The following is a 23,585-nucleotide window of genomic DNA, read 5'->3' as shown; positions in this document are numbered from 1 at the left end:
TTCTCCTTACACTTTTTCATTCCATTGTGTACTATAGCAGAAACCAGCGCTGTCTTCAATACCGTTTCCGAAAAAATACGCCCCGCCAGCCCGGCGGAGCGCACATTTCATTTATACATATCCCAAAAGTCCCGGCAGCCACATGGACAAGGCGGGAATATAGGATACCAGCATCAGCACAATGAAGATTGCCGCAAAGTAAGCTAAAAGCGGCTTTATCACCTGCTCAATCTTAGTCTGTCCCACTTTTACACCCACAAACAGAGTGGTTCCCACAGGCGGGGTGATGGTTCCGATACACAGGTTAAAGATCATCATAATACCAAAGTGAATGGTATTCATACCCAGAGTCTGGCAGATGGGCAGGAAAATAGGAGTGAAGATCAGGCAGGCCGGCGTCATATCCATAAAGGTTCCCACGATCAGAAGGAGGATATTGATGATAACGAGGATCACATACCGGTTGTCGCTGATTCCCAGCATTGCCTCGGATACAGCAGTGGGAATGCCTGTAAATGCCATAACCCAGCTCATGATGCTTGACACGCCGATAAGAAAAATGATAATACCAGTCATCTCCGCGCTGTCAAGGAAGATTTTCGGCAGCTCAGAGGGTTTGATGGACTTATAGAAGAATACAGACAACACCATGCTGTATATAACTGCCACCACGCTTCCTTCTGTAGCGGTAAAGATACCGGAAATGATCCCGCCGATTACCACAACGATCATAAACAGACAAGGGATGGCCTGTAAAAATACCTTAAGCTTCTCGCTGTTTGTAAACTTCTTTGTACTGCGGTAGCCCTTCTTTTTAGCAAAAATATAGATTACGATCATACATGCCAGTCCCCAGAGGATCCCGGGAATATAGCCCGCCATGAAAAGAGCCGCTACGGAGGTTCCTCCGCTGACAAGTGAATAGGTGATCATAACGTTGCTCGGAGGGATTAAAAGACCGGTAGGAGCGGTAGCGATATTAGCCGCTGCTGAGAAATCCCTGTCATAGCCTTCTTCCTCTTCGATAGGGCCGATGATCGAACCCATGGCGGAAGCTGCCGCCGTACCGGAACCTGAGATGGCACCGAAAAGCATATTGGCAACGGCGTTGGTGTGTGCCAGAGCTCCCGGAATACTTCCTGTAAATAATTTTGCAAAATTGATCAGACGGATAGCAATACCGCCCTTATTCATCAAGTTTCCTGCCAGGATAAAAAACGGAATGGCAAGAAGGCTGAATACGGAAATACCGGAAAAAATCCTCTGTGCTCCCGTAAGCACGGATGCGCCGGTATCAAGCACCGGAAGGATCGCTCCGATGGAAGAAACAGCCAGAGCTACTGCGATTGGTACTCCAGCTAAGAGCATAATCACAAGAAGCACTAAAATAATCAGCCCGCAGGCAACTGCAATCGTCATAACCGAACCTCTCCCTTCTCCTTAAATTCCATATGAGCCACGTCTATGGCATTCATAAGGCTGAAAATCATGATCAGCACTCCCGTAACAGGCACGATCACATAAACATAGGCCATAGGCACCTGCAAAGAAGCAGTTTTTTGGATCATGGTCAGCTTTGTAATGGAAATACCGCCGTATACCATCACAACCGCTGCTAACAAAAAAGTAAGAAGGTCAATGGTAATCTCCAGATATTTTCTGGGCGCTCCGATGAGCTTGTCTGCCAGAAAGCCCATACGCATATGGTCTCTCTTTCCGAACACATAGGCGGAAGCCAGAAGGGCCATCCAGGTAAAAGCGTAGGTTAAAAGCTCCTCTGATACCGTACTTGGACGGTTAAAGAAATAACGGGTTACGATCTGATACGTTCCGATCAGGGTCATAAAGGCGAACAGAGCGATGATTACAAATCCCAGAACCTGCATGATCCCTGCTTTTACTTTGTGCATGGTCTCCATCCTACTGTCCTCCTTTTGCTTTTTCATTGGCAGCCTGAATATGGTCATAGAGATCGCGGATCTTCTCATTTTCCTGAAGCATAGACTCATGGAGAGGAAGAACCTTTTCTTTAAACGCTTCCACATCCACGTCAATAAACTCTACGCCCATTTCATCTGTGGCGATTTTTTTAGCCTCTTCTATACTCTTGTCCCACTCTTCCATCTCTACTTCCGTGGAAAGAGCCGCCGCCTCTTTAAATACCTGATAATCCTCAGGGCTTAAGCTGTTTAAGAACTTCAGATTGGCTACCAGCATATCCGGCACCATCTGATGCTTGTTATAAGAATAATATTTTGCAACTTCGCCGTGCTTGTTGTTGGTAAGAGCCAGTTCGTTATTCTCTGCACCGTCGATGACACCCTGCTGGATAGCCGTATATACCTCGCCAAATCCCATTGGCGCCGCTGCCGCTCCAAATGCCTTTACCATCTCTACGCTGGCAGGACTCTGCTGTACGCGGATCTTTTTGCCCTTTAAATCCTCCGGCGTCCGTATCGGGGATTTTCCGTAGAAATTACGGGTACCTGCATTGTACCAGGTTACTACGCGGAAACCGGCTTCATCCGTCGATGCATAGACATTTTCCATGTATTCCGTATCCTGCATCACGGATTTGTATACCTCCTCTGAGTCAAACAGATACGGCATACTGAAAATCTCATATACGTCAGCAAAGGTCTCCAGATTCGCTGTGCCGGCTACTACAAAGTCAATGGCTCCCGTCTGTGTCAGCTCAATGGCCTTCTGGGCTGAGCCTAAAAGTTCATTTGGAAATATCTGGACCTCATATTTGTCTCCCAGCTTCTCTTCCACATACTCTTTAAATGCCAGAAGCCCCAGATGCTCCGGATGCGTCTCTGACTGTGCATGGGAAACGCGGATAATACGCTTGCCGCCGGTTAAAGAACCGCAGCCTGTCAGACTGACTGCCACTGCTATCCCAAAAGCAAGCGCTGTCAGCTTTTTCATCATCTTCCTCACTTTACTGCTTCCTTTCTTTATACACATTTTATTAAATAATTATAAAAAAAGGATTTTCTGTTTTGTACCGTAAATCTTTGACATTGAGGGAGAAAATTTTGTCATACGCTGTCTGTGTGAAAGCTGTCTCTGTATTCAGAAGGGTTCATACCTGCAATCCTTTTAAATACCTTTGCAAAGTAATTGGCGTCATAATACCCTACCAGCATGCTGACCTCTCTTACGCTGGCATTTTTATCCTGTAAAAGCCGTCTGGCCTCATTGATCCTGAAGCGGGCCAGATAGGCGGTAAAATTCTGGTCAAAGCACTGTTTAAACAGCTTGCAGAAATAGGCGTCAGAATAATTCATCATCCGTGCCGCATCCTGCATGGAAATATCCTTCATATAATTTTTCCGTATATACCGGCGTATCTTTTCAGCCGCCTGTCCAAGCCGGTCAGGCTCGTCCGGCTCCTCCTCTAAGTCCGGCTCCGGCATCTCTGCCCCGGTCTCTTCCGGCATCTCCTGTTCCATATGCAGCTTTTCAAACTGCTCCCTCTTTTGGATCCGCCCCACGGCTTCCTCCATCACCGCAGTAAGCTCCTCTTCCTCACAGGGCTTTAAAAGATAGTCCAGCGCATGAATGGCAATGGCTCTCTTTGCATAGGAAAATTCGTCATATGCGGTAAGGAAAATGATCTCGCAGTCCTCATCCAGCCTTCGGATCTGTTCTGCCGCCTCCACACCGTTTAATTCCGGCATGGAAATATCCATGATCACGATCTGGCACCGTTCTTTAAAACACAGGCGGACCGCCTCATTTCCGTCTGCTGCCTGCCAGATGACCAGGCTGTCTCCAAAATGCTTATGCAGTCGTTTGGCAAGAGCCATACGTTCAATCTGCTCATCATCTGCCAAAAGCACCTTGTACGTCTCGTTCTTATCCTCATTCTGTATCACGGTTCATCCTCCTTACAGTTTTCCGGTGTAAACGCCAGCTGTACCACCGTCGCGCAGCCCTTTCGGCTCTCGATCCTCACTTCTCCATCCTCATACATTGCCTTCAGCCGGCGGGCAATGTTTCCCAGACCAATCCCAACGCCGGATCCATCTCCTTCCTTTAAGGCTCTTTTTATCTTTTCCAGTTTGTCCTCATCAATCCCTTCTCCCGTATCCGCCACCGAGATCCACAGCCTCTGCCCCTGTTTCCAGGTCCGCACCACAATCCTTCCGCCTTTGCTTCTTGCAGAAATCCCATGCTTTACTGCATTTTCCACCAAAGGCTGGAGCATAAAGGAAGGAACCAGTATCTCCATTGTTTCCGGGTCACAGCCTGTCTCATACTGCACTCTCTTTCCAAACCGCATCTGCTGCAGATACATATAATCCTGAACAACCTTAAGCTCACGTTCCAGAGGCATCACAGATGCAGTTGATTTTAAATTGTAGCGGAACAGGCGGCTTAATGCCTGTATCATCTTTTCCGTGGCAGCCGCATCTTCGATCTGAGCCGTTCCGGCGATCATATTTAAGGTATTGAAAAGAAAATGGGGATTGATCTGATTTTTTAAAAGCTGCAGCCGGACCGCCTCCAGCTGCCGTTCTGTTTCGTTTTTTTCTTTTAAAGCCTCAATATATCCTCTTGTCGCCTGCTTCATTTTATTAAAGGAACGGATAAGACGGCTGATCTCATCTTCTCCCTCAGCTGTAAGTTCAGGCCCTGAAAAATCATTTTTCCGGATACGGTCTGCCTGCCCGGCCAGCATTACCACTGGCTCTACGATGTTACGGCGTACGGAGCCATTCAGCCGCTTAACCATCCACAGCGCAGCGATCCCCCACAGGATACTGGCAGCCGGAAGGACTGAAAAAAGGAAACGATGCTTCTCGTAGCGTTCGCTTCCGTCCTCCATTGTCATCTGTTCCAGCTGTCCGGCCTTATCCTTGAGATAATTTTGAACCCGGTAGATCCGATACAGCCGGTTCACATATTCCGGATCCTCCCGGTCTGTTTCTTCAAGGACTTCCAGCTCTGTCTCGTAATTTTCATACATATTCCGGATGGACCAGGTACGGGCATACCGCTCAGAGCCCGTTTCTCTGTAATCAACGGGAAGCTCTTCCAGCCGCCGGCGCGTTTCCATTCTGGACTGCTCAAACCGCTCCCGCTCTTCCGGAAGGGCAGTTCCCACATAACGCGCAAAGGCCAGGCGCTCCTCCTCCATCGCAGACCAGAAGGCCAGACTGCCGGCGTTCTGTTCCAGGATGCTTCCGAAGCTCCCAAGGCCGAACCAGCTTACTGCCAGATTGGCTCCAATCGAAAAAAAGACCACTGCCCCGGCACAGACAGCGATCCGTTTTACTTTTTTCTCCAGCGAAACTCCACTTTTTTCCATATATTTCCTCCGGATCCGTTCCTTTTAAGAAGATTGTCCACAAAATCTCCTATAAGCCCACATAGTATATCACAGCTTATATCCTTTTGAACAGACCCGGACCGTTCCTTTTATGTCTTTTTAACATTACTAAAGAATCTGATCCTCCTCTGAGGGCACATACCTGGCGATATCCTCAATGCGGCAGTTTAAAATCCTGCAGAGATCATTGATCGTTTTCATGGTCACATCTTTATTATGCTTAAGCCGGTGCAGAGTACTGTCAGAAATTTTATGCTTCTTCGTCAGTGTGTACCAGCTTTCCTCCGACGCCTCCAGAGTTTCCCAGAAAGGCGAATAGTCGATCATATTTTTATTGCTCCTATGCTTATTTTACCTGAAATAAGCATAAGTTAGAATTTGCATATTGAATATCTTCGGAATAGCGAATATACTATAGGTAAACAGATGCATATTCTGAAATTATCAGACTATTCTAACCGTTTTGCGTCAAAATAAGAGACGGGAAAGGAAGGGATTGGATATGGGAATTTATACACAGAAGGAAAAGGAATTGCTGGCAGATGATCCGGAAGTAAGAAAGCGGCTCCTAAGCTTTGCCTCCATGAGCGGAAAAGAATTTTTCAGAGAGGTTCAGTCCCGCCTGTCACCGGAGGAACTGGAAGAATATCTGGAAGAAAATCCGGAAGAGCGGATCTATCTTATGACTCCCCCCCACAAATAAAACAAAAAACGGCCTGCCATTAAATGACAAACCGATTCTCTTCTGGTTCTTCTTCAAAATAGTCCTTATAATCCACCTCTATAGAATGACGCATCCGCTTCATACTGTAGTAGAGGTGATCTTTTAATACCTGTTCCAGGCCGGAAAGATCTTTTTTGCAGATCAGCTCAAACAGCTGCTCATGCTCTCCGATAATCCTTGGAAAATCTGTTTCTGTAATAAAATCCAGCATACGAAACCGGGTATAATGAAGCTGCTGGGCCTGGAGCATATCCCAGAGCTTCTGTCGCTTTACAGCTGTGAACCAGAGAGAGTGCATCTGGGCGTCCATGCGGTAAAACTGTTCCGGTTCAAACCCCGGCGTCTGGATCAAGGCCTTCTGAACGGCAATGGCATGACGGATTTCCTCCATCACCATGGGCGTCTGGATTTCCATAAAATCCCTTAAAACCATGGTTTCCACCGCTACCCTCATATAGATCATCTGCTTGATATTATCCAGGCTCAAAAGAGTCACATACGTTCCCCGATAGGGAATCGTCTCCGCAAATCCCTGTTCCTGCAAAAGACGCAGGGCGTCCCGCACCGGAGTCCGCGACACGCCAAACCGCTCACAGATATCACTTTCGCTGATCAGGCAGCCTGGTTTCAGCTTCAGATCCAGTATCTCCCGCTTTAAGGTTTCAAAAACCAGTTCCCCTCTGTTTTTAAAATTCACTTCTCCCATGCAGCACCCCTGTTCCTTTTCTCAGATGAATCAGGACCCGCCATGCGGTCATGGCATGACGGGCCCTGATTGGTTTTATTGGTTTAATTGCGTAATCGATTACTTAGGCTGCTTGCCGATGTAAGCCAGGATACCGCCGTCTACATACAGTACCAGACCATTTACAAAATTGGAAGCATCAGATGCCAGGAATACTGCAGGTCCGCCCAGATCCTCAGCCTCACCCCAGCGTCCTGCAGGAGTCTTGGAAACGATGAACTGGTCAAATGGATGTCTGGAGCCGTCTGGCTGGATCTCACGCAGAGGAGCTGTCTGGGGAGTAGCGATATAGCCAGGTCCGATACCGTTACACTGGATATTGTACTCACCGTACTCAGAAGCAATGTTCTTTGTCAGCATCTTTAAGCCGCCCTTAGCTGCTGCATAAGCAGATACGGTCTCACGGCCCAGCTCACTCATCATGGAGCAGATGTTGATGATCTTTCCGTGGCCCTTCTTGATCATGCTTGGGATAACAGCCTTGGAAACAATAAACGGAGCGTTTAAGTCAACATCGATTACCTGGCGGAACTCAGCTGCACTCATCTCGCACATTGGGATTCTCTTGATGATTCCTGCGTTATTTACCAGGATATCAACTACGCCTACCTCTGCCTCGATCTGAGCAACCATCGCGTTTACTGCATCCTCATTGGTTACGTCGCATACATAGCCGTGAGCCTCGATGCCCTCTTCCTTGTACGCTGCGATTCCCTTATCTACCAGTTCCTGCTTGATATCGTTGAAAACGATGGTAGCGCCTGCGCCTGCCATTGCCTTTGCGATTGCAAAGCCGATGCCGTAGGAAGCGCCTGTTACCAGGGCTACCTTGCCTTCAAGTGAAAAGTTGTTTAAATAATCAGCCATTTCTTTATCCTCCATATATTTTTAACAGAATCGTTCGGATGAACTTACATCATCTCGTTTGGCATCATGGTATCCATATCGTCGAACTCCATGTTCTCTCCGCCCATAGCCCAGATAAAGGTATAGTTGGAAGTGCCGGCGCCGCTGTGGATGCTCCAGGACGGGCTGATCACAGCCTCCTCATTCTTCATGACAATATGTCTTGTCTCAGTGGGTTCTCCCATCATATGGAATACTACGTTGTCGCCCGGAACCTCAAAGTACATATAAATCTCCATACGGCGCTCATGTGTATGAGACGGCATGGTGTTCCATACGCTGCCTGGCTCTAATACGGTCATGCCCATGGACAGCTGGCAGGTCTTAAGTACATCCGGATGGATGAACTGATTGATGGTACGCTTATTGGAGGTCTCTGCCTCGCCGCAGGGTCTCTTTGCAGCCTTCTCAATCGGAATAAAGGTAGTTGTGTAGGAAGTATGAGCCGGTGCGCTGACCATGTAGAACTTTGCAGGCTTCTCAGCGTCGGTGCTCTCAAAATAAACTTCCTTTGTGCCCTTTGTAATGTACAGGCAGTCCTTGTATCCCATCTTAAAGGTCTGGCCGTCTGCTGTGATGGTTCCCTCGCCGCCGATATTAAAAATACCGATCTCACGGCGCTCTAAAAAGTAATGGGTGCCGAAGTTCTTCCAGCAGTCGATTCCCTTATCAATAGAAACCTTCTCTGTAGTAGGCATACATCCCAGAGTAACCATACGGTCTACATGAGAGTATACGGCAACTACCTCATTAGCCTTGTACAGATCTGTGATGAGGAATTCGTTTCTTAATTCCTCTGTTGTGTAGCGCTTTACATCCCTCTGGTTGGCAGAATAGCGAATATCCATTCTCCGATTCCTCCTTTAAAATATTTGTATTTAACTTTTTGAGTTTGTATACAACTTTTTTACCTGTATACAGACTATCATTTTTTTACCTAAAATGCAATAGGAAATATGTTACAAAAAAATACGGGTTTTATATGCAATATCACAAACGGATTGCATTTCCCATTTTTATCAGATATACTTACAAAAGAATCTGGACTTCTTCTGCAGCTGTCCAGACGATCACTGTATACATGAGAGGAGGATTTTCCCTTGAAGAAAAATATACTTGTAGGCCAGTCCGGCGGTCCCACAGCTGTGATCAACGCCAGCTTATACGGCGTGATCCAGGAAGGACTTTCCCATCCGGATGAGATTGGAGCTGTCTATGGCATGATAAACGGCATCGAAGGCTTTCTGTCCGGCCATACCATAAATCTCTCCGCAGAGCTTTCCAAAGAGGATTTGGAACTTCTGCGCCTGACGCCCGCCGCATATCTGGGCTCCTGCCGCTATAAGCTTCCTGAAAATATGGATGCTTCCGTATACCCCTTGTTATTTGAAAAATTTAAAGCCATGAATATCGGAGCTGTATTCTACATCGGCGGAAATGATTCCATGGACACCGCAGACAAATTGTCCAGATATGCTGCCATGGCAAAAGAGGATATCGTTTTTATCGGCGTTCCAAAAACCATTGACAACGATCTTCCTGTAACCGACCACACCCCCGGCTACGGCAGCGCTGCCCGATATGTAGCGTCTACTGTCCGTGAAATCGTTCTGGATGCTTCTGTCTATCAGCAGCCGGCTGTCACCATTATTGAACTCATGGGCCGTCATGCAGGCTGGGTCACTGCTGCCAGCGCCCTGGCAAGAAAGTTTCCCGGCGACAATCCCCTGCTCATCTATCTGCCGGAATCTGATTTTGATATGGAAGCGTTTTTAAATGATATCGAAGGCGCTTTAAAGAAAAGCACCGCTGTGGTTGTCTGTGTTTCTGAAGGCATCCACGATGCTTCCGGCCGTCTGGTATGTGAATACTCTACTGAAGCTCAGGTCGATACCTTTGGCCACAAGATGCTTACAGGCTGCGGAAAGCTGCTCGAAAGCTATGTCAGAGGCCGTTTCGGAGTCAAGGTTCGCTCTGTAGAATTAAATGTAAACCAGCGCTGCAGCAGCCTTATCTCCTCTCTTACGGACATTAACGAAGCCAGCGAGGCCGGACGCTTTGCAGTCCGTGCCGCACTTGAGGGCGTGACCGCAAAGATGATCACCTTTGAACGCGAAGAAGGAGCGGATTATTCCATCCGTTTCGGCCTTACAGATGTTTCCAATGTCTGCAATAAGGAAAAGACCTTCCCGCCTCACTGGATCACCGGCAATCACAACGATATCGGCCCGGAATTTACCGCCTATGCTCTTCCGCTCATCCAGGGGCAGCCACAGCATATTCTGGAGGACGGACTTCCAAGATATCTGTACCGCAAAGAGCAGGGGCTTTTGCCATGATCCGTTTTCCCACTTATGAATCCTGTACCCTCTGCCCCAGAATGTGCCGCATTGACCGCAGCCGCAAAACCGGCTACTGCGGATGTACCGATCAGTTAAAGGCTGCCAGGGCAGCACTCCATAAATGGGAAGAACCCTGTCTGAGCGGGCCGGAGTGGGCCAGAGGCGGAAGCGGAACCGTCTTTTTTTCCGGATGTACCCTTAAATGCTGCTTCTGCCAGAATTATCCCATCAGCAGCGAACAATTCGGAAAGGAGCTGACTTCTAATGAGTTGGCTGATATCTTTCTCCGTCTGGAAGATCAGGGGGCCTATAATATCAATCTTGTCACCCCCACTCAGTTTCTCCCCTCAATCCTTCCTGCTCTGGATCAGGTTCGCTCCCGCCTTTCGATCCCGATCGTATATAACTGCGGCGGCTATGAACGTCCTGAGATCGTAGAATATTTAAAGGATTATGTAGATATCTGGCTTCCTGATTTAAAGTACCATGACAGCGCTCTTTCTGCCCGTCTGTCAAACTGCGGGAACTACTTTGAAGCCGCTTCCCGTGCTATCTATCAGATGATCCTTCAGACAGGCGCTCCGGTATTTGAGGAACACGCCCCTGAGGAGCCCTCCCAGCCTTCCTTCCTACTTATGAAAAAAGGCGTAATCCTGCGCCATATGGTTCTCCCCGGACACAGGGATGATTCCATCGCCCTGATGGAATGGGTCAGCAGAGAGCTTCCAAAAGGCCAGTACCTGTTAAGCCTTTTAAGCCAGTACACCCCCTTCTACCATAGCTGCGACCATCCGGATATCAATCGTCGGATCACCTCCTATGAATACCAGAAGGTAGTGGATGCAGCGCTCTCTCTGGGACTTACTGAGGGATTTATACAGGAAAAAAGCAGCGCAAAAGAAGAATATACGCCGCCCTTTGATCTAAAAGGTCTGTGATCCCCTATATTAAATACAACAAAAGACGGATATCGAATCTTTGACTAACCACGTTCTCGATTACGATATCCGTCTTTTAACTATCTCGTCCATTGGACCAAGCCTCTCTTTCGAAACAATTGTTTCTTTTGTGACTCTATATTTAATTGTATCCACTCTGGTTTTCTTCTGCTCTCTTTTGTATATTCACTTGCTTCGGATCTATTTTCCACCTTGCTTTTCTTTCTTTGATCCGGTATCTCTCTCCGTCCTGATGATACTTTTCACCAGACCGGGCATTTATTGCCTTTGATACGCTTATGGATCACTTTGAAAATACGATCATCTGCTTGTTCCTATCTTTTATTACAGACATTCTCTTTCGTTTCTTTAAGACTGCAATTCTTTTACCAATCGATTGGACTTTCTTTTGTTTCTTAAATCAATTTCCGTTTCATCTGTCTGTACTATGTATGAGCAGTTACTCTCACAGAGTGCTTTCCCTGTTTCATCTATAACTAAATCACTTTAGCTTATAAATGAAACGAACATTCTCTTTCTGGTGGTCCGTACCTCCTTTGCTTAGATTTTATTACATTGAGTTGACTGTCTACAACTCCTTATTCTCTTTTGTATCTCGTGTTCTCTTCTCTTTTGTTGACTTTATTATACAAAAAGAGCCCCTATTTGTCAAGACTCTTTTTGTAATTTTTAATTATTTTTTGTCTTTTTATAAATTGTGTATATTTATTGTAATTGTTTATATTTTTATATAATATTTACCTGTTATATTTGAGGTATTTACTTATAATTTTCAGAATATTTATTATTTTATATCTTCTTTGGGGAATTTCCTGCGGATCAGTTTAAAGGTAACCATGTGAGCCGCTGCCGTAATGAGCCAAGATACCGGATATGACAGATAAAGAACTGCCAGTGAACGGTAAACGGCAAATACTGTAAAAATCCAGAGAATACGAAAACCACATGCTCCGGTAAGAGAGACGATCATGGGAATCACCGAGTATCCCAATCCTCTCAAGCTTCCTACCATACAGTCCATCAGCCCGCAGATAAAATAGGTCCCACAGATAATCTCCAGACGGAGCATCCCGTATTTAAGCACCTCAGAGTCTGAAGAATAAATTCCCAGAAGATGAGTGCCCGCGCCTACTGCTGCCAGGCCAAGAACCAGCCCCACTGCTGTAACAACAGCCAGACAGATATTTTTTACCTTATTAATACGGCTGTACTTTCCTCCGCCAAGATTCTGGCTGGTAAAGCTTAAGCTGGTCTGATAAACCGCATTCATAGCCGTATAGACAAAGCCCTCGATATTTGCAGAAGCCGTATTGCCTGCCATGGCCACAGAACCAAAGGAATTGACAGAGGACTGGATCAGCACATTGGATACAGAGAAGATCGCGCCCTGCATACCGGCCGGAAGACCGATCTTCACAATCCGCTTCAGCTTATCCATATGAATGGTAAGTTTCTTTAGATGGAGCTTCATCATTCCCTCTTCCGCCATCAGGCTCTTAAAGACAAGAAATGCGGAAATGTGCTCAGAAATCACAGTAGCCCAGGCTACTCCGTCCACTCCCATTCCAAGGCCTATTACAAAGAACAGATTCAAAACCACATTGACCGCTCCGGCGGCAAAGAGGAAATAAAGAGGCCGCCTGGTATCTCCTACTGCTCTGAGGATCGCAGCGCCGAAGTTATAAAGCATTAAAACAGGCATTCCAAGGAAATAAATCCGCATATAGAGCACAGATTGATCCAGCACATCCTCCGGGGTTCCCATGATCCGAAGCATGGGGCCTGCGGCAAGCTCTCCCACCGCAACCAGAAACAGTCCGCTTAAAATGGCCGTCAAAACCGCCGTATGTATGGTTTCCTGAACATCTCTTTCCTTCTGTCCGCCATAATATCTGGCTACCAGCACATTTACACCTACAGACAAGCCTACAAAAATGTTGATCAGAAGATTGATCAGGGATGAGGTAGAGCCCACAGCCGCCAGCGCCGTACTTCCGGAAAACCTTCCTACTACAATAATATCAGCCGCATTAAACAAAAGCTGTAAAATACCGGAAAGCATCAGCGGAATGGAAAACAGCAGGATCTTGCCTAAAAGCGGGCCATTGCACATATCAATTTCATATGATTTTTTCATAATCCTATTTACCTCCGTTTCAGCTATACTTTAGCACAGGCAAATTCGTTTTACAAGCTCCTATATTTTTCTTGACATTTTTCGGTTCCTCTCCTACACTGTTTCATAAACTGTGCCATTTGGGAGGAAATGATCATGTCATTAACGGAATTGTTTATTATTGCAGTTGGGCTGTCTATGGACGCCTTTGCCGTAGCGGTCTGTAAGGGGCTTGCCATGCCGGAAATGAGCTGGAAAAACGCCGGAATCGTAGGACTTTATTTTGGCGGCTTTCAGGGCCTTATGCCCTTTCTGGGATATCTGCTGGGTTCCAAATTCAGCGGAACCATCGAGTCCTATGACCACTGGATCGCCTTTGTGCTTCTGGCTCTTATCGGAGGAAATATGATAAAGGAAGCCTTTGAAAACGGCGAAGAAGCAGCAGATCCCTCTCTGGATATAAAAACCATGACCCTGATGGCTGTGGCAACCAGCATTGATGCCCTGGCCGTAGGCGTAACCTTTGCCTTCCTTCAGGTCCGGATCCTGCCTGCCGTACTCTTTATCGGAAGCATTACCTTCCTTCTGTCTGCCGCAGGTGTTAAGATTGGAAATGTATTTGGCTGCCGTTATCAGAAAAAAGCCGAATTTGCCGGCGGCCTGATCCTGATCCTCATGGGGCTTAAAATCCTTTTGGAGCATCTGGGCTTTCTGGGATAAAACAGAGATTCAAAAAAGCATCCGGACATTCCGGAACGATACCGTTCCCGGACTGCCCGGATGATTTTTTAATGTAACTGGTCAGATTCTCACACCGCTTCCATCCACCTGATATCCATCTATAGTACAGTTCGTCATCATAACGCCATTATCAGGATTCAGATAATACCAATTTTCTTTGTACTCCTGCCAGCCGGTTTTCATATAACCGTCCATACCGAAAAAATACCAGCTGTCATTGATCAAGGCCCAGGAGGTAAGATAATTTTCCTGATAAAGATATCTCCAGCCCTTTTTATCCTTTTCCCAGCTTCCTAGATGGATATTCCGATAGGAAGGCATCTCTGCCTCGGGAAGAAGCATAAAATAATAGGATCTTCGCTCATCTCCTCTGACAAATTCAAGAACATAGCACCGCTCCAGAGAATCATAGAGCCGGCTTTCGCTTTCCTTTGCCAGTGTTTCCGGGCGTACGACCGGATAATGCTCTCCCTCCTCCAATCCGTACACCCGGCACTCCAGGCTCTTTTGAGTATCTCCCTCGTAGGTGATGAGATAATAATTTAAAACAATCTCATCCAGATTTACATCATTTCTGTCCTTTGTAATGGTAAAGGTATCCTTATCCGATACGCGGTTTCCCATTACATAGGACGTATAGCCGTCATAGATGGCCGTCTGCCGGTTATTTACATCCAGATGGAGCGTTACCGGAACCGGCGTTTTTCCGGCAGAACCCGCCAGGGCGGTAAAGGCGCCCACGATGGTTAAGGTTGCTGCCGCAGCCAGCGCTTTCATGCAACGCAGAATCCCTGCCTTTTTCATCCGGCCACCTCCTCCCACTGCTTCATTACTTTAATATCACTTTTCTGAAATTCTTTTTGCCTCTCTTTACTACAAGGCCCTCTCCGGCAAAACGGTCCTTTTCAAAGGCAGCGTGAATATCCTTTACAGTCTCTCCGTCTACAGATACGCCGCCCTGCTCTACATTTCGTCTTGCCTCAGAACGTGAAGAAGCCAGTCCTGATTTCGTCAGGATCGTCAGGATATCCATGGCATTTTCTTTAAAATCCTCTTCCGTCAGCTCGCTGGTAGGCATATTGATGGTGCTTCCTCCAGCTGAAAACAGCGCTCTTGCGCCCTCCTGTGCCTTTGCAGCCTCTTCCTCGCCGTGCACCAGCTTGGTAAGCTCAAATGCCAGGATTTCCTTTGCCTGATTTAACTGGCTGCCTTCCCATTTGTCCATCTCGTCAATCTGCTCTAATGGAAGGAATGTAAGCATACGCAGGCACTTAAGCACATCGGCATCTGCCACATTTCTCCAGTACTGATAGAAATCGAATGGGGAAGTCTTGTTTGGATCCAGCCATACGGCGCCGGACTGGGTCTTCCCCATCTTTTTTCCCTCTGAGTTTAACAGAAGGGTAATGGTCATAGCGTGGGCGTCTTTTCCCAGCTTGCGGCGGATAAGCTCTGTACCTCCCAGCATATTGCTCCACTGATCGTCGCCGCCGAACTGCATATTGCAGCCGTAGCGCTGGAACAGCTCATAGAAGTCATAACTCTGCATGAGCATGTAGTTGAACTCAAGGAAGCTTAAACCCTTTTCCATCCGCTGCTTATAGCACTCAGCCCTTAACATATTATTTACAGAGAAATGAGGACCGATCTCCCGTAAAAACTCAATGTAATTTAAATCCATCAGCCATTCAGCATTGTTTACCATCATGGCCTTTCCTTCGGAAAAGTCGATGAAACGGCTCATCTGCTTTTTAAAGCAGTCGCAGTTGTGCTGGATGATCTCTGGTGTCATCATAGTACGCATATCCGTACGGCCGGAAGGATCTCCTACCATACCGGTGCCGCCTCCGATCAGGGCAATAGGCTTATTTCCTGCCATCTGAAGGCGCTTCATCAGACAAAGAGCCATAAAGTGGCCTACATGAAGGCTGTCTGCGGTCGGGTCAAATCCAATATAGAATACGGCCTTTCCCTCATTCACCATTTTTTTGATTTCTTCTTCGTTTGTTACCTGGGCAATTAAGCCTCTGGCAATCAGTTCTTCGTAGATCTGCATTGTCTTCTCTCCTTTACTGTTTTTATTTTACCATATTTCTATTTTCATGCAAAGGCCTGATTTCTTACAGTTTCGGCGGCTTCAGGCTGGGAAGCGTTTTTATTTCATAAGCCTCGCTTCTCTATGGAACTAAAAAAGCTCCGTCCCCTGTTCAAAAGGACGGAGCAGAAAGCCCGTGTTACCACCTGATGTTTACAGCCAGCTCGCACTGACTGCCTCCTTAAGTACATGCCGTAAAATAAATAAACCGCTTTCCAGCCGGCAGATACTCAGGCACGATAACGTGTGCCGGATCCGTCGCAGCCTACTGAGCCGGAAAAACCTGTGCAGATTCCGTCCGTTTGGTGCGAAGCTCAGAGATGTATTCATATCCTGCTTTCCATGCGCCTCTCATCCCCCGGCTGCTTTCTGTATGCTTGTGCAGAATACTACTTTTTCCCGTCATAGCCATTTCATGAAATTATCACTATTATAGGCAGGTAAAATAGATTTGTCAAGACAGTACACTTTTGCTTTACGAATCTGTTTTTGTATATTATAATGTTGCATTATCGAATTTACACACAAAGGGAGGAATATGAGATGGGATTTACACTTGTAAATGAACTGCCAACTCCCGCAGAGATTCTTGAACAGTTTCCTCTTGCGGATCATCTGGCAGCTTTAAAAAAAGAAAGAGATGAGGAAATTAAAAAGGTCATTACCGGCCAGAGTAATAAATTCCTGGTGATCATCGGTCCCTGCTCCGCTGATAATGAGGATGCGGTCTGCGACTATGCGAACCGCCTTGCAAAGGTTCAGGAGGCTACAAAGGATCAGCTGATCATCATCCCCAGAGTCTATACGAATAAGCCGCGGACCACTGGAGAAGGTTATATGGGTATGCTCCATCAACCGGATCCCGAAAAAAAGCCGGATATGCTTCAGGGGATCCTTGCCATCCGCCATATGCATATGCGTGTGCTCCGGGAAACCGGTATGTCTACAGCCGATGAGATGCTTTATCCGGACAACCTGCAGTATCTGTCCGATATCATGTCCTATATTGCCGTCGGCGCCCGCTCGGTTGAAAACCAATACCATCGGCTGGTAGCCAGCGGCTGCGACGTACCTGTTGGTATGAAAAACCCTACCAGCGGCGACATGACTGTTATGTTAAACTCTGTTGTTGCAGCCCAGCTTCCCCATGACTTTATCTTCCGAGGAGATGAGGTAAGCTGCCCCGGCAATCCTCTCACCCATGTGATCCTGCGCGGCGCAGTTAATAAGCGCGGTCAGTGCAGCCCCAACTATCACTATGAGGATTTAAGGCTGCTCTATGATCTCTATTCCCAGAGAGAGCTTAAAAATCCGGCCTGCATCGTGGACACCAATCATTCCAACTCCAACAAACAGTACAAAGAGCAGGTGCGCATTGCAAAAGAGGTACTTCACAGCCGCCGCTACTCCAACGATATCCGCCATCTGGTAAAGGGCCTGATGATTGAAAGCTACATCGAGCCCGGCAGCCATAAGATCGGACAGCACTGCTACGGACAGTCCATCACCGATCCCTGTCTTGGCTGGGAGGAAAGCGAACGCCTGATCTATGAGATTGCCGATATGGTTGAATAATAAATAAAAAATGCTCCGTTTCTGTTCCATCCGTCTGTTCCGGCAGATGTTCAGAAACGGAGCATTCCTTTTATACGGCGAGAGCCGTAATACCAAAGTATGCCAGCACGATAGCTCCCAGAATAATTCTGTAATATCCGAAAAATTTGAAATTATGTCTGCGGACATAGCTCATCAGGAACTGGATCGAGTAAACCGAAACTCCAAATGCCACAGCCATTCCTAAAAGCGTATAGAAAATCTGAGATCCTGTAAAGGAATTTCCATCCAGGAAAAATTTTACAATTTTCAAAAAGCTGGCTCCAAACATCACCGGGATTCCCAGGAAAAAGGAAAACTCAGCGGCAGCGCTTCTTGAACAGCCCAGGATCATAGCGCCTAAAATCGTAGAGCCTGAGCGGGAGGTACCGGGAATCAACGAAAGCAGCTGAAATACGCCGATCAGGAAGCCTGTTTTCACAGAAATCTGTCCCACCTTCTGGATTGATGGACTGGAAGTGATGGGACTGTTTTCCAGTACAATGAACAAAATACCATAGAGGATCAGCATTGCCGCTACCACATAGGCATTATACAGATGGGCCTCCATCCAGTCATCCAGCAAAAGCCCCAGAACAGCCGCCGGAATGCAGGCAATGATGATCTTGATCCACAGAGCCCAGGTTGCTTCCCTCTGCCTGCGGTTTTTTGAAGGGCTGAATGGATTGAGCCTGTGAAAATACATCACTGCCACTGCCAGGATTGCCCCCAGCTGGATCACTACCAGAAACATTTCCTTAAATGCCTCCGGCTGGTCCAGACGGATGATCTCATCCACCAGGATCATATGGCCGGTGCTGCTGATAGGCAGCCACTCTGTAAATCCCTCCACAATTCCCAGTACGATGATTTTTAATGTTTCTACCAAACTCATAGTTTCTCCTTTTTACACCGTATGTTTTAGAACCGTCTTCCGACGGTATATCGTATGCGTTTCCTCACTCTCCCATGCCTTCTGCAGACGGTCAGATATTTTCAATCTGCCAGTCAATGGGATCCAGACCGTTCTGCGTGAGAAAATAATTGGTCTGGCTGAAGGGACGGCTTCCGAAAAATCCCCGATAGGCAGACAGCGGGCTTGGATGAGGCGCTTTTAAAATAAGGTGTTTTTTATTATCCAGCATAGCGGCTTTGGCCTGGGCCGGCCTTCCCCACAGGATAAATACCATCGGGCGGTCCTGCTCGTTGAGTACCCGTATGGCTGCATCCGTAAACTGTTCCCAGCCTATATCATGGTGGGAGTTAGCCTGATGGGCCCGGACCGTAAGCACCGTATTCAAAAGCATCACTCCCTGATCCGCCCATTTTTTCAGATAGCCGTTATTGGGAATATAGCAGCCCAGATCGTCGTGAAGCTCCTGGTAAATATTTACAAGAGACGGCGGCACATCTACATCCGGTTTTACGGAGAAGCAAAGGCCATGGGCCTGACCGTCATTGTGATAGGGATCCTGTCCCAGGATCACTACCTTTACCTTTTCCAGAGGTGTAAAGGCGAAGGCGTTGAAGATATCGTCCGGATCGGGAAATATCTTTCTGGTCTCATATTCATGTTTTACTGTTTCATACAGCTTTTTATAATAAGGCTTTTTAAATTCCCCACTTAAAGGGCCCAGCCAGTCATTGGATATTGCCGCCATCACACTCACTCTCTTCCTTTGTTTTTTCATTCAAAATCCATTCCAGAGAATTTCCATGCACCGGAATGCTGCGTTCCTGTACCTCCCTGGGTATCTGATAAAATTCTTCATTGACCCGGTACAAAAGAGCCTTTCTGTTAAAGAAAATGATCTTTTCAAAAGGCCAGCGCATAACCGTAGGAGAAGCAAAGCCCTCTCCCAGCTCTAATATAGTCAGTGTACGGTTCACAGTCCCGGCCTGCCAGGAAAGATACCTCTTCCACCCGGGAAGATAGCCTTCCTCAATATAGTTTTCTTCCTTTATGGTATTTCCCGCAAGAGGAGCGCCGCAGTGGGGGCAGAACTCATCTGGAAGTTCTCCCTCCTCCCAGATATCCTTTGTACAGGCCCTGCTGCACTGACGCCAGTGAATATTCCCGCAGGGAGCCGTGATGCGCTCTCTGTCAAAGGGCGTATCATAAACCGCTCCGTCCGTAAGAGTCGTGACCAGATAGTAATCCTTATCCTTCACCATCTCGTACAGCGCTTCATAGGCGGCCTTTATCTCTGCCTGCTCCGGGTCTGAAAGCCTGCAATCCCGGATTTTCTTTTTTTCAGACTTTAGCCCCCACTCTGGCCCGATCCCGATGAGGATCCGCTCCGAAGCAGCCAGTCTGGCTGACAGGGTCTGGTCTGTATGTGTTATATATTCCATATTGTGTACGTTCCTCTGCCGCTGCAGCCTGGTAAAAATCCGGCAGAAATCCCCTTGCGAGAACCTCTGCCGGATTTTGCCCCACATAAGCATCAGGCTGCTGCATCACTCTGAAAAAAGCCTGCTTTAATTGGTATAGTTATCAAAATATCCCTGAACCAGAATAATAGGAGTTCCCTTATCGCCGGAACCGCTGGTCAGGTCGCACAGAGATCCGATCAGATCTGTAAGTTTTCTCGGAGTTGTTCCCTGAGAAGCCATATCCCCCACCAGGTCGGACTTCTTCTCTCTGATCCTCTGAGAGATCGCATCCTTTAATGCTGCGCCGGACAGATCCTTAAAATCGTTGTCCGCCAGATATTTTAACTTGATTTCGTTTGGAGTTCCTTCCAGACCCTCGGTATTTGCAACCGCAACAACCGGGTCAGCCAGCTCCCAGATTTTTCCTACCGGATCTTTAAATGCACCGTCACCGTATACCATAACCTCAACGTGCTTTCCGGTACGATCCAGGATCTGCTTCTGGATCTCATATACCAGATCGCTGCACTCTCTTGGGAACAGCTTGATGGTATCCTCGGTAGACTTGTTGGAGCCTAAAAGTCCGTACTTCTCGTTGCAGCCGCTGCCGTTAACAGGAGCTGTCAGGATATCGTCCATACCGCAGACTCTCTCTGCTCCTGCTTCTTTTAAGATGCGCTTGGTGCGCATACGGGAATGGATATCGCAGGTAAGAACGTTCTTGGTGTGCTTTACGATTTCTCTTGGATTATTTGCAAAGATAACTTCTGCCTCTGCGCCCTGCTCTCTTATCAGCTCACAGTAGTAATCTACATAGTCTACGCCTGTAAATGGATGCTTATTTTCTCCAAAAAGCTCCCTGTAACGCTTCAGATCCAGAACATCGCTGTAAGGATTGATTCCAGCCTCATCTACCTGATCCAGAGACACCAGGGCGTTTCCTACCTCATCGCTTGGATAACTGAGCATCAGAATAATCTTCTTTGCGCCTCTGGCAATTCCCTTTAAGCAGATGGAAAAACGGTTTCTTGATAAAATTGGGAAAATAACGCCGATGGTCTCTCCGCCCAGCTTTGCTTTTACATCCTCGGCAATGGCATCGATGGAAGCGTAGTTTCCCTGAGCTCTGGCTACTACAGACTCAGTAACAGAGATTACGTCCCTGTCACGCAGTTCAAAGCCCTCGCTGGAAGCTGCGTCCAGTACGCTGTCTACCACGATCGCAGCAAGATCGTCGCCTTCACGGATGATCGGGCAGCGGATCCCTCTTGAGATTGTTCCTACTTTTCTTTCCATATGTATTGTCTCCTAGTCTATAAATTTCTTTTGTGGAGTAAAAAGCCACACAAAACGACTCTATTTTATTATAACTCAAATTATTGGTTTTGGGAATATTTTTTTGCAGGGCTCCCTGAAATCTGGTGTGCAGGATGCCTTTGAAGGTCATCAGAAAACCTTAGGAACGTTTGCAGGCGTTGCATTTTTCTGTGTGTTCGCTTAAAATGATACCTGAAAGTCCGGGAAAAATTCCGGATGCGAAAGGTGTATGGAAGCATGAAATCATCAAACGAGCTTAAACGTCTGTTAGAATCCATTGACCGGAAAAGCTATCCGGCCTATAAATCCGCCCAGGGCATCTATGACTTTGGCGATTACCAGTTATGTATTGACCATGTGCAGGGAGACCCCTTTGCTTCTCCCTCCAAGCTGAGTATTTTTATTACCCACCAAAAAGCCGGATATCCAAAAACACTTTTTGATGCTCCCCATAAAAAAAGAGCCTTTGAGGACGATCTTGTGCGCCGGTTTTATAAGGAGACCGCCCGGTACAATTTTAAAGCAAAGGGATCTGGAAAAAGCGGCCTTATTTCCATCAGCTGTCCGGGACCGGAAATTTTGGAACGGACTGCCTGTGAATGCTGCTCAGATGGAATCTGGATACGGCTGGAAGCCGGTTTTCCCGCAAACGGCCGCACCATCAACAGCGGTGAACTGATACGGATCCTCTTTGATTTTCTGCCCCAGTGTGTAAAACAGGTGCTTTTTTATAAAAACAGACCGATCCATGAACCAGAGGCCGTGGCAGAGCTTGCAGAGGATCAGTATTTTATCCGTCAGGAATTAAAACGTCTGGAGCTTGTCTCCTTTGTGGCAGACGGCGCCATTCTTCCAAGGGAAAGCGGCATATCCAGCCGGCCCATGAAAAACAGCACTCCCTTTTCTTCCCCTGAATCCATGCGGATCACACTTACTCTTCCTCATCACGGAAACTGCTCCGGCATGGCAGTCCGCCGCGGGATCACCCTGATCGTGGGCGGAGGGTATCACGGAAAATCCACCCTGTTAAAGGCGCTGGAGGCCGGAGTATACGACCATATCGCCGGAGACGGGCGTGAATTTGTGATCACCGATGACACAGCCTTAAAGCTTCGGGCTGAGGACGGAAGAAGCATCCGGAATGTTGACATTTCCATGTTCATCAATGATCTTCCAAACAAAAAGGATACCAGATGCTTTTCCACAGAGGATGCCAGCGGCAGTACCTCCCAGGCAGCCGCTGTCATCGAGGGAATCGAAAGCGGAAGCAGGGTGTTTCTCATTGATGAGGACACTTCCGCCACCAATTTCATGGTACGGGACGATCTGATGCAGAAGGTCATAAACCGCAGCCAGGAACCGATCACTCCATTTACCAACCGGGCGGAAGATCTGTTTCATAAGGCAGGCATTTCTACCGTTTTAGTAGCCGGAAGCTCAGGAGCCTATTTTTATATTGCAGATACCATTATCCAGATGGACTCCTATGTCCCCCTGGATATTACAAAAAAGGTAAAGGAAATCTGCGCCGGAGACAACCGGCCATCCATTGAACCGGCTCCCGGCTTTACACTTCCGAAAGCAGGAAGAAAATTCCAGATAAAAGCGGAAAAAGATCATCGGAAACAGGATATGAACGTAAAAGAGGGCCGCCGCGGCAGAGAACAGGGCGGACGTGATGACCGGATCAAGGTAAAGGTATATGGAAAAGATTCCATAGAAGTAGGACGCCGCCCGTCAGAACTGAGGTTTGTAGAACAGCTTATTGACAGTGAGCAGACCCAGGCGCTGGCGCAGATCCTGCGGTTCTGTATGGAAAAGCGGCTTCTGGAACGGTATACGGTTGCCGAAACAGTTGACTATATCCAAAAAGAGACGGCAAAGGGCGGCCTCACTGCTGTGAGCGGCTACTCCTATGCCGCCATGGGACTGTGTATGCCCAGACCTCAGGAAATTTTCGCCTGCATTAACCGGTTCAGAGGCTGAGCAGTCAGATTCCGGCTGCCTGTGTTTCCCTTGAAGACAGAAGCTCCTTTAAATCGCAGAGCGTCATTCCGCGCTGCTTTAAAAGCTCGCTGACTTCCTTAAAACGCTCGATCTCGATCTGGGAATTGATTTCCTTTTCCCGGGAACGCAGCTCATCCAGGCTGTCCTCATACTGGGAAATCGCAGCCCGGACCTCAGAAAGCTCAGACTGAAGTTTTTCTGTGTGGGTTCTTCTTACTCCTCTTGCCATAGGTATTAACTCCTTTATAATTTAGTGTGTTTCGTTTTCTTCGGGGAATCGTCCCTCATAATAGTTATATATGGGACAGAATGGGAAAATATAA

At 47.3% G+C, this 23,585-nt stretch carries 23 protein-coding genes; 6 read left to right on the top strand and 17 right to left on the bottom strand.

What is annotated here, in order from left to right:
* Positions 1-111 precede the first annotated feature (111 nt).
* The 6 genes from WKT10_RS09015 to WKT10_RS08990 all read right to left on the bottom strand — a co-directional run bounded on the left by WKT10_RS09015 (position 112) and on the right by WKT10_RS08990 (position 5,668).
* Positions 112-1,419, bottom strand: coding sequence for a TRAP transporter large permease (locus WKT10_RS09015; RefSeq protein ID WP_337433187.1), 1,308 nt, complete (start codon positions 1,417-1,419; stop codon positions 112-114).
* Complete coding sequence (locus tag WKT10_RS09010) at positions 1,416-1,919, bottom strand: TRAP transporter small permease (protein ID WP_066543752.1); 504 nt, start codon at positions 1,917-1,919, stop codon at positions 1,416-1,418. The genes WKT10_RS09015 and WKT10_RS09010 overlap by 4 nt, the downstream gene beginning before the upstream one ends.
* A 1-nt stretch (position 1,920) precedes the next feature.
* Positions 1,921-2,970, bottom strand: coding sequence for a TRAP transporter substrate-binding protein (locus WKT10_RS09005; RefSeq protein WP_066543751.1), 1,050 nt, complete (start codon positions 2,968-2,970; stop codon positions 1,921-1,923).
* A gap of 74 nt (positions 2,971-3,044) precedes the next feature.
* Positions 3,045-3,815 (bottom strand): response regulator transcription factor, encoded by a 771-nt coding sequence (locus tag WKT10_RS09000; protein WP_417045676.1) that lies wholly within the window; start codon positions 3,813-3,815, stop codon positions 3,045-3,047.
* Between the two features lie 65 nt (positions 3,816-3,880).
* A complete protein-coding gene (locus WKT10_RS08995) occupies positions 3,881-5,320 on the bottom strand; it encodes a sensor histidine kinase (protein ID WP_340276764.1) in 1,440 nt (479 codons plus the stop codon).
* 129 nt (positions 5,321-5,449) lie between these two features.
* Entirely contained in the window at positions 5,450-5,668 is a 219-nt protein-coding gene (locus tag WKT10_RS08990; protein ID WP_066543748.1) for a helix-turn-helix domain-containing protein, read from the bottom strand.
* A 175-nt stretch (positions 5,669-5,843) separates the two neighbouring features.
* Between WKT10_RS08990 and WKT10_RS08985 the strand changes: the two genes are divergently transcribed.
* Positions 5,844-6,044, top strand: a complete 201-nt coding sequence (locus tag WKT10_RS08985; RefSeq protein ID WP_066543747.1) for a hypothetical protein — start codon at positions 5,844-5,846, stop codon at positions 6,042-6,044.
* A 19-nt stretch (positions 6,045-6,063) separates the two neighbouring features.
* Here the strand turns inward: WKT10_RS08985 and WKT10_RS08980 are convergent, their stop codons facing one another.
* From WKT10_RS08980 to kduI, 3 genes are all read right to left on the bottom strand, one after another.
* A complete protein-coding gene (locus WKT10_RS08980; protein ID WP_066543743.1) occupies positions 6,064-6,771 on the bottom strand; it encodes a GntR family transcriptional regulator in 708 nt (235 codons plus the stop codon).
* Between the two features lie 99 nt (positions 6,772-6,870).
* Entirely contained in the window at positions 6,871-7,677 is an 807-nt protein-coding gene (locus WKT10_RS08975) for a gluconate 5-dehydrogenase (protein WP_066543741.1), read from the bottom strand.
* A gap of 44 nt (positions 7,678-7,721) precedes the next feature.
* Positions 7,722-8,564, bottom strand: a complete 843-nt coding sequence (kduI, locus tag WKT10_RS08970) for a 5-dehydro-4-deoxy-D-glucuronate isomerase (RefSeq protein ID WP_066543739.1) — start codon at positions 8,562-8,564, stop codon at positions 7,722-7,724.
* Positions 8,565-8,816: 252 nt separating this feature from the next.
* Between kduI and WKT10_RS08965 the strand changes: the two genes are divergently transcribed.
* The gene (locus tag WKT10_RS08965; protein WP_066543737.1) at positions 8,817-10,055 is read left to right on the top strand and encodes a 6-phosphofructokinase; all 1,239 of its coding nucleotides are present in this window, start codon (positions 8,817-8,819) and stop codon (positions 10,053-10,055) included.
* Positions 10,052-10,996 carry a radical SAM protein gene (locus tag WKT10_RS08960; RefSeq protein WP_337932756.1) on the top strand — a complete coding sequence of 315 codons (945 nt, stop codon included), beginning with the start codon at positions 10,052-10,054 and terminating at the stop codon, positions 10,994-10,996. Before WKT10_RS08965 ends, WKT10_RS08960 begins: the two co-directional genes overlap by 4 nt.
* 805 nt (positions 10,997-11,801) lie before the next feature.
* On the opposite strand, the gene WKT10_RS08955 is transcribed toward WKT10_RS08960, so the two are convergent.
* Positions 11,802-13,154, bottom strand: a complete 1,353-nt coding sequence (locus WKT10_RS08955) for an MATE family efflux transporter (protein ID WP_296037222.1) — start codon at positions 13,152-13,154, stop codon at positions 11,802-11,804.
* Positions 13,155-13,289: 135 nt separating this feature from the next.
* Here WKT10_RS08955 and WKT10_RS08950 point away from each other — a divergent pair, with 135 nt between their 5' ends.
* Positions 13,290-13,853: a manganese efflux pump MntP gene (locus WKT10_RS08950; protein ID WP_066543730.1), complete on the top strand. Its 564-nt coding sequence runs from the start codon at positions 13,290-13,292 to the stop codon at positions 13,851-13,853.
* Positions 13,854-13,934: 81 nt separating this feature from the next.
* On the opposite strand, the gene WKT10_RS08945 is transcribed toward WKT10_RS08950, so the two are convergent.
* Both WKT10_RS08945 and tyrS read right to left on the bottom strand, forming a co-directional pair.
* Complete coding sequence (locus WKT10_RS08945; RefSeq protein WP_337932761.1) at positions 13,935-14,678, bottom strand: hypothetical protein; 744 nt, start codon at positions 14,676-14,678, stop codon at positions 13,935-13,937.
* 25 nt (positions 14,679-14,703) lie between these two features.
* The gene (gene tyrS, locus WKT10_RS08940) at positions 14,704-15,930 is read right to left on the bottom strand and encodes a tyrosine--tRNA ligase (RefSeq protein WP_066543728.1); all 1,227 of its coding nucleotides are present in this window, start codon (positions 15,928-15,930) and stop codon (positions 14,704-14,706) included.
* 582 nt (positions 15,931-16,512) lie between these two features.
* On the opposite strand from tyrS, the gene WKT10_RS08935 reads away from it, so the two are divergent.
* Positions 16,513-17,544: a 3-deoxy-7-phosphoheptulonate synthase gene (locus tag WKT10_RS08935; protein WP_066543726.1), complete on the top strand. Its 1,032-nt coding sequence runs from the start codon at positions 16,513-16,515 to the stop codon at positions 17,542-17,544.
* Positions 17,545-17,614: 70 nt separating this feature from the next.
* On the opposite strand, the gene WKT10_RS08930 is transcribed toward WKT10_RS08935, so the two are convergent.
* From WKT10_RS08930 to WKT10_RS08915, 4 genes are all read right to left on the bottom strand, one after another.
* Positions 17,615-18,457, bottom strand: coding sequence for an undecaprenyl-diphosphate phosphatase (locus WKT10_RS08930; RefSeq protein ID WP_066543724.1), 843 nt, complete (start codon positions 18,455-18,457; stop codon positions 17,615-17,617).
* A 91-nt stretch (positions 18,458-18,548) separates the two neighbouring features.
* Positions 18,549-19,223, bottom strand: a complete 675-nt coding sequence (locus WKT10_RS08925; RefSeq protein ID WP_066543722.1) for a uracil-DNA glycosylase — start codon at positions 19,221-19,223, stop codon at positions 18,549-18,551.
* The gene (locus WKT10_RS08920; protein WP_417045997.1) at positions 19,204-19,908 is read right to left on the bottom strand and encodes a hypothetical protein; all 705 of its coding nucleotides are present in this window, start codon (positions 19,906-19,908) and stop codon (positions 19,204-19,206) included. Before WKT10_RS08920 ends, WKT10_RS08925 begins: the two co-directional genes overlap by 20 nt.
* Positions 19,909-20,043: 135 nt before the next feature.
* Positions 20,044-21,234, bottom strand: a complete 1,191-nt coding sequence (locus WKT10_RS08915; RefSeq protein ID WP_066543719.1) for a coenzyme F420-0:L-glutamate ligase — start codon at positions 21,232-21,234, stop codon at positions 20,044-20,046.
* 258 nt (positions 21,235-21,492) lie between these two features.
* On the opposite strand from WKT10_RS08915, the gene WKT10_RS08910 reads away from it, so the two are divergent.
* Positions 21,493-23,241, top strand: a complete 1,749-nt coding sequence (locus tag WKT10_RS08910; protein WP_340276757.1) for an ABC-ATPase domain-containing protein — start codon at positions 21,493-21,495, stop codon at positions 23,239-23,241.
* A gap of 4 nt (positions 23,242-23,245) precedes the next feature.
* On the opposite strand, the gene WKT10_RS08905 is transcribed toward WKT10_RS08910, so the two are convergent.
* Positions 23,246-23,491: a nuclease gene (locus WKT10_RS08905; protein ID WP_066543717.1), complete on the bottom strand. Its 246-nt coding sequence runs from the start codon at positions 23,489-23,491 to the stop codon at positions 23,246-23,248.
* Positions 23,492-23,585: the final 94 nt, after the last annotated feature.

The sequence above is a fragment of the Enterocloster sp. HCN-30185 genome, assembly GCF_037890305.1.
Taxonomy (GTDB): Bacteria; Bacillota; Clostridia; order Lachnospirales; family Lachnospiraceae; genus Enterocloster.
Note: the sequence above shows the minus strand (reverse complement) of the source record. Positions and strands in the feature narration are given on the sequence as shown.

Excerpts from the sequence above, each read along its gene's own strand:
- WKT10_RS09015 (WP_337433187.1), bottom strand. The coding sequence starts at position 1,419 with ATGACGATTGCAGTTGCCTGCGGGCTGATTATTTTAGTGCTTCTTGTG.
- WKT10_RS09010 (WP_066543752.1), bottom strand. The coding sequence starts at position 1,919 with ATGGAGACCATGCACAAAGTAAAAGCAGGGATCATGCAGGTTCTGGGA.
- WKT10_RS09005 (WP_066543751.1), bottom strand. The coding sequence starts at position 2,970 with ATGTGTATAAAGAAAGGAAGCAGTAAAGTGAGGAAGATGATGAAAAAG.
- WKT10_RS09000 (WP_417045676.1), bottom strand. The coding sequence starts at position 3,815 with ATGGCTCTTGCCAAACGACTGCATAAGCATTTTGGAGACAGCCTGGTC.
- WKT10_RS08995 (WP_340276764.1), bottom strand. The coding sequence starts at position 5,320 with ATGGAAAAAAGTGGAGTTTCGCTGGAGAAAAAAGTAAAACGGATCGCT.
- WKT10_RS08990 (WP_066543748.1), bottom strand. The coding sequence starts at position 5,668 with ATGATCGACTATTCGCCTTTCTGGGAAACTCTGGAGGCGTCGGAGGAA.
- WKT10_RS08985 (WP_066543747.1), top strand. The coding sequence starts at position 5,844 with ATGGGAATTTATACACAGAAGGAAAAGGAATTGCTGGCAGATGATCCG.
- WKT10_RS08980 (WP_066543743.1), bottom strand. The coding sequence starts at position 6,771 with ATGGGAGAAGTGAATTTTAAAAACAGAGGGGAACTGGTTTTTGAAACC.
- WKT10_RS08975 (WP_066543741.1), bottom strand. The coding sequence starts at position 7,677 with ATGGCTGATTATTTAAACAACTTTTCACTTGAAGGCAAGGTAGCCCTG.
- kduI (WP_066543739.1), bottom strand. The coding sequence starts at position 8,564 with ATGGATATTCGCTATTCTGCCAACCAGAGGGATGTAAAGCGCTACACA.
- WKT10_RS08960 (WP_337932756.1), top strand. The coding sequence starts at position 10,052 with ATGATCCGTTTTCCCACTTATGAATCCTGTACCCTCTGCCCCAGAATG.
- WKT10_RS08955 (WP_296037222.1), bottom strand. The coding sequence starts at position 13,154 with ATGAAAAAATCATATGAAATTGATATGTGCAATGGCCCGCTTTTAGGC.
- WKT10_RS08950 (WP_066543730.1), top strand. The coding sequence starts at position 13,290 with ATGTCATTAACGGAATTGTTTATTATTGCAGTTGGGCTGTCTATGGAC.
- WKT10_RS08945 (WP_337932761.1), bottom strand. The coding sequence starts at position 14,678 with ATGAAAAAGGCAGGGATTCTGCGTTGCATGAAAGCGCTGGCTGCGGCA.
- tyrS (WP_066543728.1), bottom strand. The coding sequence starts at position 15,930 with ATGCAGATCTACGAAGAACTGATTGCCAGAGGCTTAATTGCCCAGGTA.
- WKT10_RS08935 (WP_066543726.1), top strand. The coding sequence starts at position 16,513 with ATGGGATTTACACTTGTAAATGAACTGCCAACTCCCGCAGAGATTCTT.
- WKT10_RS08930 (WP_066543724.1), bottom strand. The coding sequence starts at position 18,457 with ATGAGTTTGGTAGAAACATTAAAAATCATCGTACTGGGAATTGTGGAG.
- WKT10_RS08925 (WP_066543722.1), bottom strand. The coding sequence starts at position 19,223 with ATGGCGGCAATATCCAATGACTGGCTGGGCCCTTTAAGTGGGGAATTT.
- WKT10_RS08915 (WP_066543719.1), bottom strand. The coding sequence starts at position 21,234 with ATGGAAAGAAAAGTAGGAACAATCTCAAGAGGGATCCGCTGCCCGATC.
- WKT10_RS08910 (WP_340276757.1), top strand. The coding sequence starts at position 21,493 with ATGAAATCATCAAACGAGCTTAAACGTCTGTTAGAATCCATTGACCGG.
- WKT10_RS08905 (WP_066543717.1), bottom strand. The coding sequence starts at position 23,491 with ATGGCAAGAGGAGTAAGAAGAACCCACACAGAAAAACTTCAGTCTGAG.